The sequence below is a fragment of the Luteibacter flocculans genome, from assembly GCF_023612255.1.
Classification (GTDB): Bacteria; Pseudomonadota; Gammaproteobacteria; order Xanthomonadales; family Rhodanobacteraceae; genus Luteibacter; species Luteibacter flocculans.
On sequence record NZ_CP063231.1, the window covers coordinates 4,108,448 to 4,125,167 of the forward strand.

The 16,720-nt window shown below is 66.2% G+C and carries 15 protein-coding genes; 7 read left to right on the forward strand and 8 right to left on the reverse strand.

From position 1 onward, the window contains the following. Positions 1-30 precede the first annotated feature (30 nt). Both IM816_RS17860 and IM816_RS17865 read right to left on the reverse strand, forming a co-directional pair. On the reverse strand, positions 31-825 hold the full coding sequence (locus IM816_RS17860) for a hypothetical protein (RefSeq protein ID WP_250339128.1): 795 nt from the start codon (positions 823-825) through the stop codon (positions 31-33). A 167-nt stretch (positions 826-992) separates the two neighbouring features. Continuing rightward, positions 993-2,018: an SDR family oxidoreductase gene (locus IM816_RS17865; protein ID WP_250339129.1), complete on the reverse strand. Its 1,026-nt coding sequence runs from the start codon at positions 2,016-2,018 to the stop codon at positions 993-995. Between the two features lie 90 nt (positions 2,019-2,108). On the opposite strand from IM816_RS17865, the gene IM816_RS17870 reads away from it, so the two are divergent. Beyond that, a complete protein-coding gene (locus IM816_RS17870; protein WP_250339130.1) occupies positions 2,109-3,002 on the forward strand; it encodes a LysR family transcriptional regulator in 894 nt (297 codons plus the stop codon). Between the two features lie 23 nt (positions 3,003-3,025). On the opposite strand, the gene IM816_RS17875 is transcribed toward IM816_RS17870, so the two are convergent. From IM816_RS17875 to IM816_RS17895, 5 genes are all read right to left on the reverse strand, one after another. Continuing rightward, positions 3,026-3,565, reverse strand: a complete 540-nt coding sequence (locus IM816_RS17875) for a DUF2894 domain-containing protein (RefSeq protein WP_250339131.1) — start codon at positions 3,563-3,565, stop codon at positions 3,026-3,028. Continuing rightward, positions 3,555-4,205 carry an OmpA family protein gene (locus tag IM816_RS17880; protein ID WP_250339132.1) on the reverse strand — a complete coding sequence of 217 codons (651 nt, stop codon included), beginning with the start codon at positions 4,203-4,205 and terminating at the stop codon, positions 3,555-3,557. The genes IM816_RS17875 and IM816_RS17880 overlap by 11 nt, the downstream gene beginning before the upstream one ends. Continuing rightward, a complete protein-coding gene (locus IM816_RS17885; protein WP_250339133.1) occupies positions 4,202-6,304 on the reverse strand; it encodes a hypothetical protein in 2,103 nt (700 codons plus the stop codon). Before IM816_RS17885 ends, IM816_RS17880 begins: the two co-directional genes overlap by 4 nt. Before the next feature lie 10 nt (positions 6,305-6,314). Next, positions 6,315-7,001 (reverse strand): DUF3348 domain-containing protein, encoded by a 687-nt coding sequence (locus IM816_RS17890; RefSeq protein ID WP_250340795.1) that lies wholly within the window; start codon positions 6,999-7,001, stop codon positions 6,315-6,317. A 153-nt stretch (positions 7,002-7,154) separates the two neighbouring features. Beyond that, complete coding sequence (locus tag IM816_RS17895) at positions 7,155-7,820, reverse strand: O-methyltransferase (RefSeq protein ID WP_250339134.1); 666 nt, start codon at positions 7,818-7,820, stop codon at positions 7,155-7,157. 93 nt (positions 7,821-7,913) lie between these two features. On the opposite strand from IM816_RS17895, the gene IM816_RS17900 reads away from it, so the two are divergent. After that, a complete protein-coding gene (locus IM816_RS17900) occupies positions 7,914-8,576 on the forward strand; it encodes a TetR/AcrR family transcriptional regulator (RefSeq protein ID WP_250339135.1) in 663 nt (220 codons plus the stop codon). Between the two features lie 171 nt (positions 8,577-8,747). On the opposite strand, the gene mgrA is transcribed toward IM816_RS17900, so the two are convergent. Next, positions 8,748-9,779 (reverse strand): L-glyceraldehyde 3-phosphate reductase, encoded by a 1,032-nt coding sequence (gene mgrA, locus IM816_RS17905; protein ID WP_250339136.1) that lies wholly within the window; start codon positions 9,777-9,779, stop codon positions 8,748-8,750. A gap of 126 nt (positions 9,780-9,905) precedes the next feature. Between mgrA and IM816_RS17910 the strand changes: the two genes are divergently transcribed. The 5 genes from IM816_RS17910 (at position 9,906) to IM816_RS17930 (ending at position 16,706) form a co-directional block, all read left to right on the forward strand. Continuing rightward, positions 9,906-10,907, forward strand: coding sequence for a FecCD family ABC transporter permease (locus IM816_RS17910; RefSeq protein WP_250339137.1), 1,002 nt, complete (start codon positions 9,906-9,908; stop codon positions 10,905-10,907). Continuing rightward, entirely contained in the window at positions 10,904-11,686 is a 783-nt protein-coding gene (locus IM816_RS17915) for an ABC transporter ATP-binding protein (RefSeq protein ID WP_250339138.1), read from the forward strand. Before IM816_RS17910 ends, IM816_RS17915 begins: the two co-directional genes overlap by 4 nt. A gap of 16 nt (positions 11,687-11,702) precedes the next feature. Further along, complete coding sequence (locus IM816_RS17920) at positions 11,703-12,578, forward strand: cobalamin-binding protein (protein WP_250339139.1); 876 nt, start codon at positions 11,703-11,705, stop codon at positions 12,576-12,578. An 89-nt stretch (positions 12,579-12,667) separates the two neighbouring features. Further along, positions 12,668-14,929 carry a response regulator gene (locus tag IM816_RS17925; RefSeq protein ID WP_250339140.1) on the forward strand — a complete coding sequence of 754 codons (2,262 nt, stop codon included), beginning with the start codon at positions 12,668-12,670 and terminating at the stop codon, positions 14,927-14,929. A gap of 163 nt (positions 14,930-15,092) precedes the next feature. Beyond that, positions 15,093-16,706, forward strand: coding sequence for an ABC-F family ATP-binding cassette domain-containing protein (locus IM816_RS17930; protein ID WP_250339141.1), 1,614 nt, complete (start codon positions 15,093-15,095; stop codon positions 16,704-16,706). The last annotated feature ends 14 nt before the right edge of the window (positions 16,707-16,720 follow it).

The following is a 16,720-nucleotide window of genomic DNA, read 5'->3' on the forward strand; positions in this document are numbered from 1 at the left end:
TCGGCGTTTCGTCAGCCAGCGCTCCACCACTCAAACCGCCCTACCACCACCCGCAGCCCGCACCAACGCCACCACGCCCAAGACATAAGGCATGACCCACGGAATGGCCGGGATACCGACGATCATGCCGGGCATCGTGTACCAGTTGTCGGGGAGGTCGGGGTACTGCAGGCCGCGCGTGATCAGGCCGACGATGGCGACGGCGGCAATCACGACCATGACGGTTGCTGTGCGTTTACCTAGCCAACCTCGGCGGGCGAAAGACAGGGCGTAGAAGGCGGTGCTTGCATAGGTGAGCAGTCCCGCGAAGAACAACAGCACGTCGGAGGCGTTTGCCATGGGCGTGCCGTCGAAGGGCAGATAGGTTTTCGCCTTATGGGCTTCGGACATGGTCCAGCCGACGAGGATGGCAGCCCATACCAGTTGGGTGCACACCGCGAACAGTGCAGTCACTTGGCCCATCGGTGCCGCGAGCCGGTCGCCGGCTTCACCGCGCGCAAGCGGATCTTTCAGCGACCACAAGCCCAAGCCGAGAAACATCGTCGAGATGAAAAGGATCACGAACCGTTCGTGGTTCATCGCAAGCGTCGCGGCGAACGGTGGCCCGAATCCGGGCATCAGTGTCAGCAGTGCCCAGGGGACGATAAGAAGCAAACCGGCCAAGGCAATACCGCGCCTGTCCTCGTCGCCGGACCGCCAGACGGGCAAGAACAGCGAGAGTGCGGCTGCGCCGATCACCACGAGTTGCACGAGGGTCAGCGTTGCCGAGATCACGAGTGAATAGCGCGATGGCACGCCGAAAACGCCGATGGCGACAAGCAGCATGACGAGTAGGACCGGCGCGCCCCATCGACGATGTCCGAGATCGCTAGCCATGCGTGCCCCCCCTTTTTGATCCGTCTAAGCTCCCCCCGCGCGGGCCTGCGGTCAACTAGGAGAATGCACGTATATCGATTGGCGGAGCCCAGCTGATCGACCCAGTGAGACCAGGATCATGTCAGGTTCTGGGAGGCCGACGATCGCAGGCGCGCGCCGTCGCTGACGGGCAAGCAACCCAGACCGCGCAGCGTCGCTTCGACCGCCACCTCCAGCGGTGTATGCGGCGCGCCGTCGAGCAAGGCTTCCAGGCGCGAGCCATCCATGTGCACCGGCTGTTGCCACAGGTAACGCATCTCCTGCATCTCGCGCAGCGTCGGCACGAAGGGTGCGGCGAGCTTGGTCAGCCACCAGGGGAACGGTGAGACCTTGGGGTCCGTTCCGTAGCGCGTTGTCACGCGACGGATGGCCTCGATCATCGCTAAGCCATCGGCATCCCAGTGCCCTTCCATATGAAAACGGGCGAAGGGTTCCAATGCATCGCGCCGCTCGATCAACGCGAGCATGGTCTGCGCCACGTCGGGTAGATACGCCCATTGATGGCCTACGCCGGGCTTGCCGGGCTGCTTGACCTTGCGCACCGGCTTCCCGGGCTGGACCAAGCCTTGCGCGAACCAACTGTTGCCGGCCCGCGGTCCGAAGAAATCGCCTGCACGGAGCACGATGGTGCGCGCACCGTGCCGGGTCGCATCGCGCAGTCGTTCTTCGAGCTGCACGCGGATGCGCCCCTTGCGGGTCAAAGGACACTGCGGCGCGTCCTCGTCGATGTGCCGATAGGCGTCCGGTCCGTAGTTGTAGACGGTCCCCGGCAGGACCACCGTCGCGCGTTCGGCGATGGCAGCGGCGATGGTGTTATCGACCATCGGCACGACTTGTTCGGCCCAATGTCGGTAGCCCGGAGGGTTCACGGCGTGGACGATCACTGCGCATCCCTTCGCCGCATCCAGCACGTCCTGACGCTCCATCGCGTCGCCCCGCAGCCAAGTGAGGCCGTCGCGCTGTTCCGTCTCCGTGGAAAGGCCGCGCTTGAGGGCGAGCACGTCCCAGCCGGTATCGCGTAATTGGCGGGCGACTTCGCCGCCGATGCCGCCGGTTGCGCCGAGGACCAGCGCGCGCTTTTCTTGGGATGAGAGAACAGACATGGGCGTACTCCACGAGAGGTAGGCTCAGCTTCCTCCGAGCTCCGCACCCATGGAATTGCCTAACATGTCCTAGCTGCTATACATTTTCGTATGACCAAGGGCATCGAGTGGGAGCACTACCGCACGTTCCTCGCCGTACTGACGGAGGGGTCGCTGTCGGGCGCGGCGCGCCGCCTTGGCATCGCTCAGCCCACCGTGGGCCGCCACGTCTCCGCGCTGGAAGCGGCGTTCGGGCAAGCCTTGTTCACCCGGACCCAGGCGGGGCTCGTGCCGACCGAGACCGCCGAGGCGCTGCGCGGGTACGCCGAGTCCATGCACCACATGGCGGCGGCGCTCGAACGCGAGGCGCTGAGCCAAGGCGAAGGCATACGCGGCAGCGTGCGTATTTCGGCGAGCGAAGTGATTGCCGTCGAGGTACTGCCAGCGGCGTTGGCACGCCTGCGCCGTGAGCATCCTTTGCTCGCCATCGAACTGGTGCCGACCAATCGCGTACAGGACTTGCTGCAACGCGAAGCGGACATTGCCATCCGCATGACGCCGCCGCAGCAGGACGCACTGGTCGCGCGCCGCATCGGCACGATCGAGGTGGGCCTGTTCGCGCGAGACGATTATCTGGCGGCATGCGGCGCGCCCGCCACGCTCGATGAGCTGCCGAATTACACGCTCATCGGTTTCGACACCGAGACGCCCTTCGTGCGCTCCGCTCAGGTGCGGCTTCCGTTCTGGCATCGCGATGCGTTCGCCCTGCGCTGCGACAGTGACGTCGCGCATCTTGCGATGATCCGTGCGGGCTTCGGCATCGGCGCCTGTCAGTCGGCGATCGCGGCCCGTGATGCACGGCTGCAACGCGTGCTGCCTGACGCATTCTCCTTCCCGCTTGAAACCTGGGTGACGATGCACGGCGATCTGCGTGGCAGCCGCCGCTGCATGGTGGTGTTCGATGCACTCGTCGCCTGCATGCAGGCGCACATCGATAGCGAATGAGTGGGGTCAAACCTCGCGCGATGTCATCCGCGTGTTCGCGGCTTGCTCTTCCGGCGCTTGCCGATGCTGGCGGACGTGGGGGCGCCGGCGTCGATGGATGCCGCCTTGCGGTCTGCCAGGCCTTCCAGCCACGACAGATCATCGAGATAGGAAAGGAAATGGCGCAGGTAGCCGGGGGACGTGTCGCGCATCAGCGCAATCGAGCGATGAACGAGCGCACTCGAGTTCAGCGGTCCTGCGTTCTCCGCGGTGTGTTCGAGCGAATGACGCCATTGGCTCTCGGCGCGCAACTGTGACCATCGTGCCTGGAATTCATCGAGTGCGGGCAACATGGGATACGCCGTATTGCCTGGCAACCCGGCAAGTAGATCGCCAAGCGCACTGTGCGACGATTGATCCGTCGTTGCGACATCGTCCACACGCGCATCTGCAACGTGCGATTGCCTGAGCGCACGCAAGCGCTCGTCGAGCACGCGCCGCACTTCACCGTCATGCATCACGGCGCGCCGTTCCAGCGCCTCGATGAGATGCAGGTGCAGCAGGGATGCGGCCTTACGATCCATGCGGCGGTTTGGTCGACTTGGGCGGTCGCGGAATCGGCGCAATCTCCACGCGACGATTCATCGCGCGACCTTCCTCGCTCGCGTTGGAACCGACGGGTTGCTCCGCACCGAAAGCGGCTGCAAAGACCGACGAAGCCGGCACGCCTTCCGCTACCAGCGCGCGCGTCACCGTCAAGGCGCGTTCGGCCGACAGTTCCCAGTTATCCGTGAAATGACGATTACCGTCGTGTACCTGGCGGTCGTCGGTGAAGCCGCTGACCATCAGGATCTCGTCGCGCGACTTCAGATACTCGGACAGCGGGCCAGCGATGCTTTTCAGGACGTCTTGTCCTTCCGGCTGCAGCTGATCGGAGTTCAGCGCAAAAAGCACACTGCCGCGTATGCCGATGCGGCCATCCACCAACGTCACCCGCCCCGCAGCAAGCGGCGCCGCGAGCGCCTGTTCCAGCGTGGTACGACGCCTTTGTTCGGCCTGACGCTGGCGCACCTCCTCGTCGAGCCGATGCGATAGCTGCAACTGCACGCCGATCACGCCCACGAGAATGAGCACGAAAGCGCCGAGCAGCACCGACATCAGATCGCCGAACGCCGCCCAGATCGGTACGCCGGCTTCGCCTTCGAGTTCCAGCTCGTCGCTCATGCCGACGTCGCTCCGCCAGCGAGGCGCTGCATGTCTTCGATGATCTGCTTCTGCGACAACACGCTGAGATCGACCACTTCGCGCGCCTGTGCCACGTAGTACGCCAACTGTTCGTCACTGCGAACGAGCGAGGCGTCGAGCGCACCCGCGATGCGGTCGAGGCGCTCCATCAAGGCCTCATTGGACTGCCCGAACGCCGTCACCGCCGTGCCGAAGGCCTCACCGAGGCTTGCCACTTCCACCGCGCTTCCGGTGAGCTGGGCCGCCACGGCTTCGAGCTTGCCGGTCTCCGCTTCCACGTGATCGGTGAAGCGGCTGCCCACGCGGTCGAGCAGATCCGCAGACGTCGCCACGAGAGCATCCACTGCCGTGCGCTGTTCGGTCGATGCGTGATTGACCGCATCCAGCAGCGTCTCGAGCGTGGCGAGCAGGCGGCTGCGCTCTTCGAGCATCGCCGTGTCACGAAGCATGCTGTCCGACAATTTCTCGCGCAGTTCGGCCACCACTTCCGCGGCAATACGCGGCGCTTCCGTGGCCGCCTCTACTAGCCGCGAGACCTCGGTGATGGTGTGGCTGGCCTGCGCCTGCGTGCGCTCCGACAGCTCGCGCGTCGTGGTTGCCAGCGCATCGCCGAGTTCGAGCTGGCGCTGCGCGAACTGATCGCTCGTCTGCGTCCAGCGCGCGCTCAAGGCGTCGGCCATCGAAGAAAGCGCGTCGGTCCATGCCGCGAGACGTTCGCGATCGCGCGACTCCAGCGTCGCCTGGACGTCGTTCTGCGACTGTCGCACGGCGTCCAGCATCGACGTCGTACCGTTCTGCAACACAAGCCCCGCGTCGGCGAGCGCGTCCTTCCACTGGCTGGCTGCCGCTGCCGAAGCGGTCTGGAACGCGCCGGCCAGCCCATCGACTTGCCGCTGCACGGCCTGCGTCATGCTTTCGTGCAGCGATGTCGTCTCGCGAGCGAGCGACGCCATCGTCGCTTCCACCGTCGTCGATGCCGCCTGGAATGCACCCGAGAGACCATCCATCTGCCGCTGAGCAGCTTGCGTCACACTGTCGTGCAGCGCTGCGGTCTCACGCGAGAGCGACGCCATCGTCGTTTCCACCGTCGACGACGCCGCCTGGAATGCACCCGAAAGACCATCGATCTGCCGCTGAACGGCGTGCGTCACACTGTCGTGCAACGCTGCCGTCTCGCGAGAGAGCGCGGCCATCGTCGCTTCCACGATCGGCTGCGTCGCGCTGGCCGAAGCGGTCACGCCTTCGGCAATGCTTTCCTTCAGCGAGCGCTCCACCGACGACGCCAACTGCTGATAGAGGGCCTCGGTGCGCGCATGGAAGGCTTCCTGGCTGGCGAGTTGGCGCTCGGCGGCGGCGATGCTCTGCCGCTCGATCGTCGCCATGGTCGCTTCCAGTCGTTCGACCAGCGTGGGCATCACGGCGGACTGCTGCTGCAATAGCCGGAAGGCTTCTTCCCGCTGATGCGCTTGCGAATAGGGCCGCAGCAGAGTGGCGATCGCCACGTCCAGGCGCTGCACTGCCAGCAGGCGTTCGCGCCGGCACAGTGCCGAGAGCAGACCGAGCATGGCCGAGGTCGCTACACCGGCAATGGAGGTGCCGAACGCGAAGCCGAGGCCTTTCACCGGCTCGGCCAACGATCCGCGGATGGCCTGCAGATCCGTCGCGCTTTCCAGCGCCATGCCGGTACCGCGCAAGGTCGCCATCATGCCGAGCAGCGTACCGAGCATGCCGAGCAGCACGAGCAGACCGACGAGATACGGCGTCAGCGCCGGCGTGGGCAACGCAGCGCGCGCACCCTCGATGCGCAGCCGCACGGCATTGCGCAGGCTCGGATGGAGGTTCGCCAGCCATGTACCCAGATCGGAGGGTGCGCTATCTAGCCCCGCAACGGCCTCGCTCAGGCTCGCGGTCGCCTGACGGTAGCGATGCAGTTCCAGCGCACCGACGAGGTAACACGCACCGATCGCGGCGGCGACGGCAGCACCCAGCGGATTGGACGCGAGATAGCCCCAGCCGACCCAGACGACGACGGCCAGGCCCACGAGAAAGACGATGAAATAGAGCGACTGTCTGAACATGATGTCTCGATTAGCGGGTGCGAAGCGCGGCAAGCAGCGCCTCCACCGGTTGAAGGCGAACGTCCAGCTCGGCGAGCAGCACGTGGCGCATGTCCTGGCGAAAACGGTCCAGCCACGCGCCCGGTGCGGTCTCGCCATCGGCGTCGGCACCGCGACGCAGGCGGTCGAAATGGTCGGCCATCACTGTGGGCACCTGGCCCAGCAAGCGATGTTCGCGTGGGCTCAGCGCCATCTCCATCACGGCATCCACCTCGGCCAGCCGCGCCATCTCCGGCGAGCGCTGCGCCAGCATGTCGCGCAGCCGGCCGCGCAACTGGCCGGTGTGCGCCTGAATCGAACGCTGGATGGCGAGGTGGCGCTGGCGGAAAGGCGCGTAATCCGGCGTGGAGGCGGTCATCGTCGCCGGACCCGGCGTGGCGAGTTCACGGGCTCCCTCGATCGACCGGACCAGGCTGGCGCGGACCTGCGCGCACTCCGCTTCCACGTCGGCGTCGAAGGCGGGGGCCTCTGCATCGGGTGCCTGGGTCTGCCCATCGAGCGCCGTGGACAGGGCAATGGCGTGCGTCCAATCGAGCCAGCGACTCAGACGATCCGGCAGGGAGGCGCCCGGCGCGTCGGTCTCGACGGCCGTGAGTCGGGCCAGCAGGCGAATGAACGTCGGGCCGCGCAGGGCCGCCCGTGGGACTGAATGCACGATTCTACTGACGAAAAAACGCCCATTTTACACGCGGATGGCGGCAAGCCGTCGCCCCGGCCGACGGGTGACCGGTTCACGCCGGCCGCCCTCGGCTGCGCCCTGCCCGAACGCGCCCTTCGCGGGGACGCCGGCCGCAGGGGCGATGCCGCGCCATCACGCTATCCGCATCGACACTTCGATGTCTTCCCCGAACGGCACGGACAGGTAGCCGTTGGCCGGATCGCGTACCCGAGCGAGGTAGTCCGGGCTGTAGTCGGCGTTGTCGGCAATGACGAATGCGCCCGGACGCAGGGCGTGCTCCACGAGATCGAGGATGTCGGCATACAGCGCCTTGGCTCCGTCGAGCAGGAGCAGGTCGATGCGTTCCGGCATGTCGATCGCCAGGGTCTGCAAGGCATCGCCTTCGCGAATCTCCACCAGGTCGGCGAGGCCGGCCGCCATGAGATTGGCCGTCGCGCGGACCACCTTGGACGGTTCGAACTCGCTGGTGATGAGGCGGCCACCGCCGTTGTCGCGCAGGGCGGCGGCAAGATGCACCGTCGAAATGCCGAACGAGGTACCGAACTCGACGATGGTCTTCGCTCCGCAGCCTCGTGCCAGCATGTAGAGCAGGCGGCCGCCTTCTCGGGAAACCGGAAGCGGGAAATCCTTGAGGCGTTCGTAGAACGCGCGATAGGTGGTCTTGCTGCGCATAAGGCGGTCGACGTCATTCCGATCCATCGCGGCAAACTCGGCCGTCATCTCGGGCGACGCCATGTCCGCTTCGACAAAGAGGCGGTCAAGCAGGGGAGCCACAGGCGTGGCAGTCAACGTAGTCATAAGTGTTCCAGCGAAGTGAGAGGCGTGGTTTTGCGCGCCGGATTAGAATGCGACTGATTCGTCACTTTTCCTATTCGCATTGGCGGCCAGCCCATGACCGAACGCTCGAAACCCCGTATTCACTCGCGAAAACAGCCAAAACAGGCACGCTCGAACGAACTCGTGGCGGCGGTGCTGGAGGCCGCTGCTCAGGTTTTGGCGAAGGAAGGCGCGCACCGGTTCACCACCGCGCGGGTCGCGGAGAAGGCCGGCGTCAGCGTGGGCTCGCTCTACCAGTATTTCCCGAACAAGGCGGCGATCCTGTTTCGCCTGCAAAGCGACGAGTGGAGGCAGACGTCGGACTTGCTGCGCGGCATTCTCGAAGACACGAGCAAGCCGCCGTTCGAACGCGTGCGCATCCTCGTCCATGCATTCATTCGTTCCGAGTGCGAGGAAGCCGCCATGCGCGTGGCGCTCGACGATGCCGCGCCGTTCTATCGCGATGCGCCCGAGGCACAGGAGATCAAGGCGGCAGGCCGACGCACGGCCGAGCGCTTCGTGCAGGAAGCGGTGCCGAAAGCGCCGAAGGCCACGCGCGCGCTCGCGGCCGAACTCATGACCACGACACTGAGCGCGGTCGGCAAGCAGTTCTCGGAGAGCCCGCGGTCGGCAGCGCAAATTCACGCGTATTCAGAAGCCATGGCCGACATGTTCTGCGCTTATCTGGACGGCCTCGCGACGACCCCGACATCCAAGCGGACATCGGCGGCGCGGTAAGCACAGCGAGGCGATCGGAAACCTTCGTCGAGAAAGACGAGTCGAGCGCCAGCACGAGGGGGAAGCCGCTTCGCATGATGTCGCACCGAATAAGGTAGGTACGCAGTACACACGAAACGGCTGCTTCCAGCCGTCGAAATGGTTCGCGGTTCGACGACGTAACGCTGATTCTTACAACTGCGCCGACGACTTCCAGAGGTCGACGCCGCCGTCGTTCGCGTAGCGATCGATCTCGGCCAGCTCTTCGCTGGTGAAGGCGAGGCCCGCGAGGGCGCCGAGCGAATCGTCGAGCTGCTCCACGGTGCGGGCGCCGATCAGTGCCGACGTTACGCGCGGGTCGCGCAGCACCCAGGCGATCGCCATCTGCGCCAGCGACTGGCCGCGACGCTCGGCGATGGCGTTCAGCGCGCGGATGCGCTCCAGGTTGGCCTCGCTCAATTGCTCCTTGCTGAGTGAGCCGGCGCGCGTGGCGCGCGTATCGCTGGGTATGCCCTTCAGGTACTTCGACGTGAGCAGGCCCTGCGCCAGCGGCGAGAAGGCGATGCAGCCGGTGCCGAGTTGTTCCAGCGTGTCGAGAAGGCCTTCCTCGATCCAGCGGTTGAACATCGAGTAGTTGGGCTGGTGGATGAACAACGGCACGCGCTCCTCGGCGAGGATGGCAGCGGCCTTGCGCGTCAGTTCCGGCGAATAGCTGGAGATACCGACGTACAACGCCTTGCCCTGACGATGCAGATGCGCCAGCGCGCCCATCGTCTCTTCGAGTGGCGTGGTCGGGTCCACGCGATGCGAATAGAAGATGTCGACGTAATCGAGACCCATGCGCTTGAGCGACTGGTCGAGGCTCGCGATGAGGTACTTGCGGCTGCCGCCGATGCCGCCATACGGACCGGGCCACATATCCCAACCGGCCTTGGTCGAGATGATGAGCTCGTCGCGGTAAGGCGCGAGGTCGCTTGCCATCACGCGGCCGAAATTCTCCTCGGCAGACCCGTACGGCGGACCGTAGTTGTTCGCGAGATCGAAGTGCGTCACGCCGCGATCGAACGCGCGGCGCAGGATCGCGCGGCCGGTCTCGAACACGTCGGCACCGCCGAAGTTCTGCCACAGGCCCAGCGAGATAGCGGGAAGGTCGATGCCGCTGCGGCCACAGCGGCGATAAGGCATGAGGTTGTCGTAACGGTTGGGCGCAGCTTGGTAAGGCATGGCGGGGCTCCGGGGGGCGGTGGGGGCGCAGGAAGGCCAGGCGAAGCCTCGAATGGTACAATGCGCGACCGCCATCGCTTGCCTCCGTCGCTTGCCCCCTAGATGCGTGAATCGACGCTGCCACGCATGACCACGTTCGCGTCGGCCCTTCGCCTGTGGCTGGTCATGTTGTTCATCGCTGCGATCGTCGTGCTCGGCTCCCTGCTGCTGGGCGGTGCCGATTCCAGCATGGCCTCCTCCTGGCAGGCGTTGCGCTCCGCCGATCCCACGCCCATGCATACCATTGTCTGGGAGCTGCGCCTGCCGCGTTCGATCGCCGCATTCGGCGTGGGCGGTCTGCTCGCGATCTCGGGATGCCTGATGCAGATCCTGGTGCGCAACCCGCTGGCCGATCCGTACACGCTGGGACTGTCGGGTGGTGCGGCGGTCGGCGCACTGGGCGCCATGCTCGCGGGAGCCGGCGCGCTCGCCACCGCGGCGGGTGCCGCCTCCGGTGCACTGCTCGCCTGTATCGCCGTGTTCGTGCTGGCGCATCGCGATCTCCTGGCGCGCGCACGTGCGGCGCAGCGCGAAGATTCCACCGACCTCATCCTGATCGGCGTCATGCTGGCGGCCGGCCTCGGCGCCATCGTCAGCATGATGCTGGTGCTCGCGCCCGACCGTAACCTGCGCGGCATGCTGTTCTGGATGATGGGTGACCTGAGCGGCGTGGCGCACGGCGCTTGGCCCGTCGTGACCCTGCTCGTCTGTGTCGTCCTGGCCGCCCCGCTGGGGCGGCAACTCAACCTGCTGATGCGCGGCGAGGAATCGGCCAGCGCGCTCGGCGTACGCCCGAACATCGTCAAGTCGGCGATCTTCGCCCTGGCCTCGGTCGCCACCGCGGTGGCGGTGACCACCGCCGGCACGGTCGGCTTCGTCGGGCTGGTGGTGCCGCATGCCTTGCGCCGCGTGGTCGGCAACGACCAGCGCGTGCTGCTGCCGGCTTGCGCGATCGGCGGCGGCATCGTGGTGACCATCGCGGACACGATCTCGCGCATCGTGGTCGATCCGATCCAGTTACCCGTGGGTGCGGTGATGGCGATCATTGGCGTTCCCGCCTTCATGGTCCTGCTGGTGCGGCGCCGATGAGTCTGGAACTCGCCGCCGAATCGCTCGCCTTGTCGATGCGTGGCCGGCGCCTCGTCGATGCGTTGGACATGCGCGTGGCGCCGGGTGACGTCTGGTGCGTGCTCGGCCCCAACGGCGCCGGCAAATCCACGCTGTTGCGCACGCTTGCCGGGTTGCGGCCTGCCGATGGTGGCCGCGTGACGCTGGGGGATCGCGACATCGCGTCGTACCGACCGATCGAACTGGCACGGCGGCGCGGTTTTCTTCCGCAGACGATCGTGGATGCCTTCAGCCTCAGCGTGCTGGATGCGGTGATGTCCGCACGTCACCCGAGCCTGCCGTTCTGGGCCTGGGGCGAGGACCAGCCGGCACCCGCCCAACGCGCGCTGCGCACGTTCGAACTGGAAACGCTGGCCGAACGCGATGTCACCACGCTCTCCGGCGGCGAACGCCAGCGCGTGAACATCGCCACGTTGTTCACGCAGGACGTGGACGTGCTGCTGCTCGACGAACCGCTGGCCTCGCTCGACCTGCATCATCAGATGAAGGCGTTGCACGAACTGATGCGCGCGGCGTCGCAGGAGGGCAAGTCCGTGGTCTACACGGTCCACGACATCAACCTCGCCTTCCAGCACGCCACGCATGCGGTATTGCTCGATGGCAGAGGCGGCGCGCTGGCAGGCCCGAAGGATGCCGTCATTACCAGCGATCACCTGAGCGCTGCCTTCCACCACCCCATCCACGGCGTGACACTCGGCGGCGAACTGTTCTTCCGCGCCGAGCGCCTGGCCGAACCCTGAGGGCCGCGCCATCGCCATGATCCGCTTTCTCGCATGTCTCGCCTTCGTCGTTGCCGGCACCGCCGCCGCAGCGTCGGTGACGGTGACGGTGGTCGACGATGCCGGCCGCACGGTAACGCTCGCCGCACCCGCACGGCGCATCGTCAGCCTCGCGCCGAACATCACCGATACCTTGTTCGCCGCGGGTGCCGGGGCCTATGTCGTGGGCACCTCGCGGTTCACCGAATACCCGCCGGAAGCGCGCAAGGTGCCCGTCGTCGGCGATGCGACCACGCTCGATCTCGAACGGATCGTGGGCTTGAAGCCCGACATCATCGTCATCTGGAAGAGCGGTACGCCCGCGGCCCAGGTGGACAAACTCAAGCAGCTCGGCATCCCCGTGTTCTACGCAGAAACGGTACGCCTGGCCGACATTGCGCCTGCCGTGCGCCGCTTCGGCACGCTGGCGGGCACCTCGGCGGCGGCGGACCAGGCGGCGCGCACGTTCGATGCCGCGCTCGATCACCTGCGCGGTGCCTATGCCGGCAAGCGGCGGCTCAAGGTCTTCTACCAGGTGTGGGACCGCCCGCTCATGACGATCGGCCATGCGCAGATCACGGATGACGCGCTAAGCCTCTGCGGCGGCGACAACGTGTTCGCCGATCTGGCGCAGGCGGCACCGACCGTCACCCGGGAGGCCGTACTGGCGCGCAACCCGGACGCCATTCTCGGCGGCGGCGACGGCGGCTCGCTGGACGGCTGGCGCCACATCGCGTTTCTCGCCGCGGCACGGCACGGCAACGTGCTGGCTGTGGATGCCCCGACCCTGGCCCTGCCCTCGCCCTCGATCCTGCCCGGTGTGCAGACCCTATGCCACGTACTCGACGACGCACGGACCCGCGCAGGTCCCTGAACGATGCGGTCGGGTCTTGCGGTCGCCATCACGTTCTCACTGGCTAAACTCCACTCCAACCCGCAAGTGATGTCCTGGACCGGAGCACGATGATCGCCAACTCCCCTGCCCCGCCCGGCGACCCGACCGATCTGCCCTGGCTTAAAGGCGGTGGCGAAATGGGCGCGCTCATCCGCGCCTTCGACTGGGCGTCGACCGACGTGGGTCCGCTGGAGCAATGGCCCGCGGCGCTGCGGACGGTGACCAGCCTGCTGTTGCTCTCGCCCGTGCCCATCGTGCTGCTGTGGGGCGAGAAGGGCTTCATGATCTACAACGACGCCTATTCGGTGTTCGCGGGCAGCCGACATCCGGGCATCCTCGGCTCCGAAGTTCGCAAGGGCTGGGCGGAAGTCGCCGACTTCAACGACAACGTCATGCGCGTCGGCCTGGCCGGCGGCACCCTGGCCTACAAGGATCAGCGCCTCACCCTGGAGCGCCACGGCAAGCCCGAGCCGGTGTGGATGGATCTCGATTATTCACCCGTGCTGGACGATAGCGGCAAGCCCGGTGGCGTGATTGCCATCGTCGTCGAGACCACGGAGCGCGTGCTGGCCGAGGAGCGCGTACGCGAGAACGAAGCCCGCCTGCGCTTTCTCGATACGTTGCGCGAGGAAACGTCACGGCACGCGGACGCCGACACGATCCTCAAGGTGACCACGCGCATGCTCGGCGAACATCTCGGCGTGTCGATCTGCGCCTATGCCGACATGGACGCCGACGAGGACGGCTTTACCATCCGTGGCGACTGGGCGGATGAAGACTCGCAGAGCATCGTCGGCCGCTACAGCCTCAACGACTTCGGGCAGTTGGCCGTGCGCAACCTGCATGCCGGCGAGCCGCTGGTGGTCAACGACAGTCGCGCCGAACTTTCCCCCGACGAAGCGAAGGCCTTTCTCGACATTGGCGTCGGCGCCACCGTGTGCATGCCGTTGCGGGAGGAAGGAAAGCTCACCGCGCTGATGGCGATTCACGCCAGGGAGCCGCGTCAATGGCAGGAGCGCGAGCTGGCGCTGCTGCGCGAAGTGTCGGAGCGATCCTGGGCGCACATGCGCCGTGTCCGTGCCGAAGCCGACGTGCGCGAAAGCGAGCGGCGTTTCATGGAGGAGCTCGAAGCGAAGGTCGTCGAACGCACGGCGGCACTGGAGCGCAGCGAGGAGGCCATCCGCCAGGCGGAGCAGAAGCTGATGCAGGTCCAGAAGATGGAAGCGCTGGGCAACCTTACCGGCGGCGTCGCGCACGATTTCAACAATCTGCTCATGGCCATCCATGGCAGCCTGGAACTGTTGCGCGAACGCATGCCGGCCGAGCCGGTGCTCCTGCGCTTGCTCGACAATGCACAGGCCGGCGCGGAGCGCGGTGCGACGCTGACGCGGCGCATGCTGGCCTTCGCCCGCCGACAGGAACTGAAGACCGAACGCGTCGATCTCCGCCTGCTGGTGGAAGGCATGAAGGATCTCATGCAACGTTCGCTCGGCGGCACCATCGTCATCGAAACCCGCTTCGCCACCGGCTTGCCTGCCGTGGAGGCGGATGCGAACCAGCTCGAGACCGCCCTGCTCAACCTTGCGGTAAACGCACGCGACGCGATGGACGGCGTGGGCACCCTCACCATCGCCACCGATGAGGTGCGCGTGCAGGATGCCGATGGACCGGTGCGCCCCGGTCACTACGTCAGACTCATGCTGTCGGACACGGGTTCGGGCATGGACGAGACCACGCTCAAACGCGCCGCGGAACCCTTCTTCACCACCAAGGGCGTCGGCAAGGGCACCGGCCTTGGGCTGTCGATGGTGCTCGGCCTCGCCGAACAGCTCGGCGGCGCACTGCTGCTGCGCAGCCGGAAGGACATAGGCACCACCGCCGAGATCTGGCTACCCGCCGCAGCGCCGGAGGCGATGGAGGCACCGGCGCCCGTCGTGGAGGCGGAGGCACATGTCTTCGAACGCCGCTCGTCGTCGCGTACGTTGCGTATCCTTTCGGTGGACGATGACGACCTCGTTCGCGCCACGACGATCGAAATGCTGGAAGACCTGGGCTACACCGTGATCGCCGCGCGTTCGGGACGGGAAGCCTTGTCGGTGCTGGAAGGCGCAAGCGTGGATCTCGTCATTACCGATCACGCCATGCCGCAGATGACTGGCATGCAGCTCGCGGCGCAATTGCGTGAACGTTATCCCGACTTGCCCGTGATCCTCGCCACCGGTTACGCCGATCTTCCGCCGGGCCCACACATCGAGCTTCCGCGTCTGGCGAAGCCCTATTCGCAGGCCGCGTTGGCGGAAGCCGTGGCCCGTGTGGTGCGCCCCGACTGAACGACGGGGCGCACCACGCCCACAACCGGCCGCCGCCGCGATACCATCGCCATCCCACCCTTCGCCAGGAACCTCGTCCGATGCGCCAGTAATGCCGTTGCCCCTCGGGGCAAGCTCGATCTTCCCCGCCTTGGGAAAGCGCTTGGCATGAATGGAACATCCCATGACGAAGACCTTTCTGACGCTCGACGGCGTCAGCTGCATCCTGCCGGACGGCCGCGCTCTCTTCGCTGACCTCCACGAGACGTTCGACGAGCGCGCTACCGGACTCGTAGGGCGTAACGGCACAGGCAAAAGTGTGCTCGCACAGATCCTGGCCGGGCGGCGCGAACCCACCCTCGGCCGCTGCGTCCGTAAGGGGCGCATCCACTACCTTGCGCAGCGCGTTGCCGAAGACGCCGACGAATCCGTCGCCGCCCTGGCCGGAGTGAACCATGTGCTCGCCGCGTTGGACCGCATCGCGTCGGGCAATAGCGATCCAAACGACTTCGATACGGTTGGCGAGCACTGGGACATGCACGATCGCTTGCGCGATGCCCTGAATTCGGTAGCGCTCGAACATGTCGACATCCATGCGAAGGTGAGCGCATTGAGTGGTGGCGAGGCCATGCGTGTCGCATTGCTCGGCGCGCGCCTCAACGACGCGGATTACCTGATTCTCGACGAGCCCAGCAATCATCTCGACGGCGTGTCGCGCGCTGCACTTAGACAATGGTTACGGGCGTGGCACGGTGGGCTGCTCGTCGTGAGTCATGACCGCGAGCTGCTGGGCGACATGCAGCGCATCGTCGAGCTGTCACCTTCTGGACTGCGTAGCTATGGTGGCAACTTCGCCTTCTATGCCGAGACGCGCCGTAACGAAAGGGACGCCGCGCAGCGAACGCTCGATGCGAGCCGGATCGAACGTCGACGCGGCGAAAAAGCGCTGCGCGAACAAAGGGAACGACAGACAAGGCGACAGGCGCGGGGCCGGCGCGATGCCAGCGACGCCAACCAGGCGCCCATCCTGCTCGGTGGGCAGAAAAACCGCAGCGAATCGAGTGCCGGACGGTTGCGTCAACGGCAGGACGCTTTACGCGAAGCGCTCTCGGCCAAGGTTTCACAAGCGGCGCTCGGCGTGGAGCACAACGTAGCGCCCGCGTTGCTCGTGCCATCCGCCGAGCGCGTGACGCGAAAAAAAGTGGCGGCGTTGGAACACGTTGTGCTGCCGTTCGTGCGCGGTGCCACGCGCGAGATCGACCTCGTCCTCGCTGGCGGTCAGCGACTAGGCGTCACCGGGCCGAACGGCAGCGGCAAGTCGGTGCTGATGCAGGTGCTGGCGGGGCGGCTGGCGCCGCTGTCCGGCGAGGTCCATGTATCCGTGCGTTCCGCGTGGCTCGATCAAAGACTGTCGACGCTCGACCCCATGCTGCCGCTGATCGATCAGATGCGCGACGTCGCAACGTCAGAGAGCGAGGACAGCTTGCGCCTGCGTCTCGCACTGATCGGCCTGGAGGCCGACAAGATACGGGTGCCCACGGGCTTGCTGAGTGGCGGAGAGCGATTGAAGGGCGCCCTGTTGCACGCGCTGATCGCCGAACCGCCAACCCCCTTGTTGCTGCTCGACGAGCCCGGGAACCATCTCGACATCGCGTCGCTCGATGCGCTCGAGACCATGCTGCAGCACTATGAAGGCACGCTGGTCGTGGTCTCGCACGACGAGGTATTCCTCGACCGCCTCGACCTCACCGACCGGCTGTCGCCAACGGCCGACGGCTGGCGAATGCAACCGTGGTGACGCCGCCAGCCTTT

Coding starts and splice junctions, on each gene's coding strand:
- IM816_RS17865 (WP_250339129.1), bottom strand. CDS start 2,018: ATGTCTGTTCTCTCATCCCAAGAAAAGCGCGCGCTGGTCCTCGGCGCA.
- IM816_RS17895 (WP_250339134.1), bottom strand. CDS start 7,820: ATGACTACGTTGACTGCCACGCCTGTGGCTCCCCTGCTTGACCGCCTC.
- mgrA (WP_250339136.1), bottom strand. CDS start 9,779: ATGCCTTACCAAGCTGCGCCCAACCGTTACGACAACCTCATGCCTTAT.
- IM816_RS17860 (WP_250339128.1), bottom strand. CDS start 825: ATGCTGCTTGTCGCCATCGGCGTTTTCGGCGTGCCATCGCGCTATTCA.
- IM816_RS17900 (WP_250339135.1), top strand. CDS start 7,914: ATGACCGAACGCTCGAAACCCCGTATTCACTCGCGAAAACAGCCAAAA.
- IM816_RS17930 (WP_250339141.1), top strand. CDS start 15,093: ATGACGAAGACCTTTCTGACGCTCGACGGCGTCAGCTGCATCCTGCCG.
- IM816_RS17915 (WP_250339138.1), top strand. CDS start 10,904: ATGAGTCTGGAACTCGCCGCCGAATCGCTCGCCTTGTCGATGCGTGGC.
- IM816_RS17875 (WP_250339131.1), bottom strand. CDS start 3,565: ATGGATCGTAAGGCCGCATCCCTGCTGCACCTGCATCTCATCGAGGCG.
- IM816_RS17920 (WP_250339139.1), top strand. CDS start 11,703: ATGATCCGCTTTCTCGCATGTCTCGCCTTCGTCGTTGCCGGCACCGCC.
- IM816_RS17880 (WP_250339132.1), bottom strand. CDS start 4,205: ATGAGCGACGAGCTGGAACTCGAAGGCGAAGCCGGCGTACCGATCTGG.
- IM816_RS17910 (WP_250339137.1), top strand. CDS start 9,906: ATGACCACGTTCGCGTCGGCCCTTCGCCTGTGGCTGGTCATGTTGTTC.
- IM816_RS17925 (WP_250339140.1), top strand. CDS start 12,668: ATGATCGCCAACTCCCCTGCCCCGCCCGGCGACCCGACCGATCTGCCC.
- IM816_RS17885 (WP_250339133.1), bottom strand. CDS start 6,304: ATGTTCAGACAGTCGCTCTATTTCATCGTCTTTCTCGTGGGCCTGGCC.
- IM816_RS17870 (WP_250339130.1), top strand. CDS start 2,109: ATGACCAAGGGCATCGAGTGGGAGCACTACCGCACGTTCCTCGCCGTA.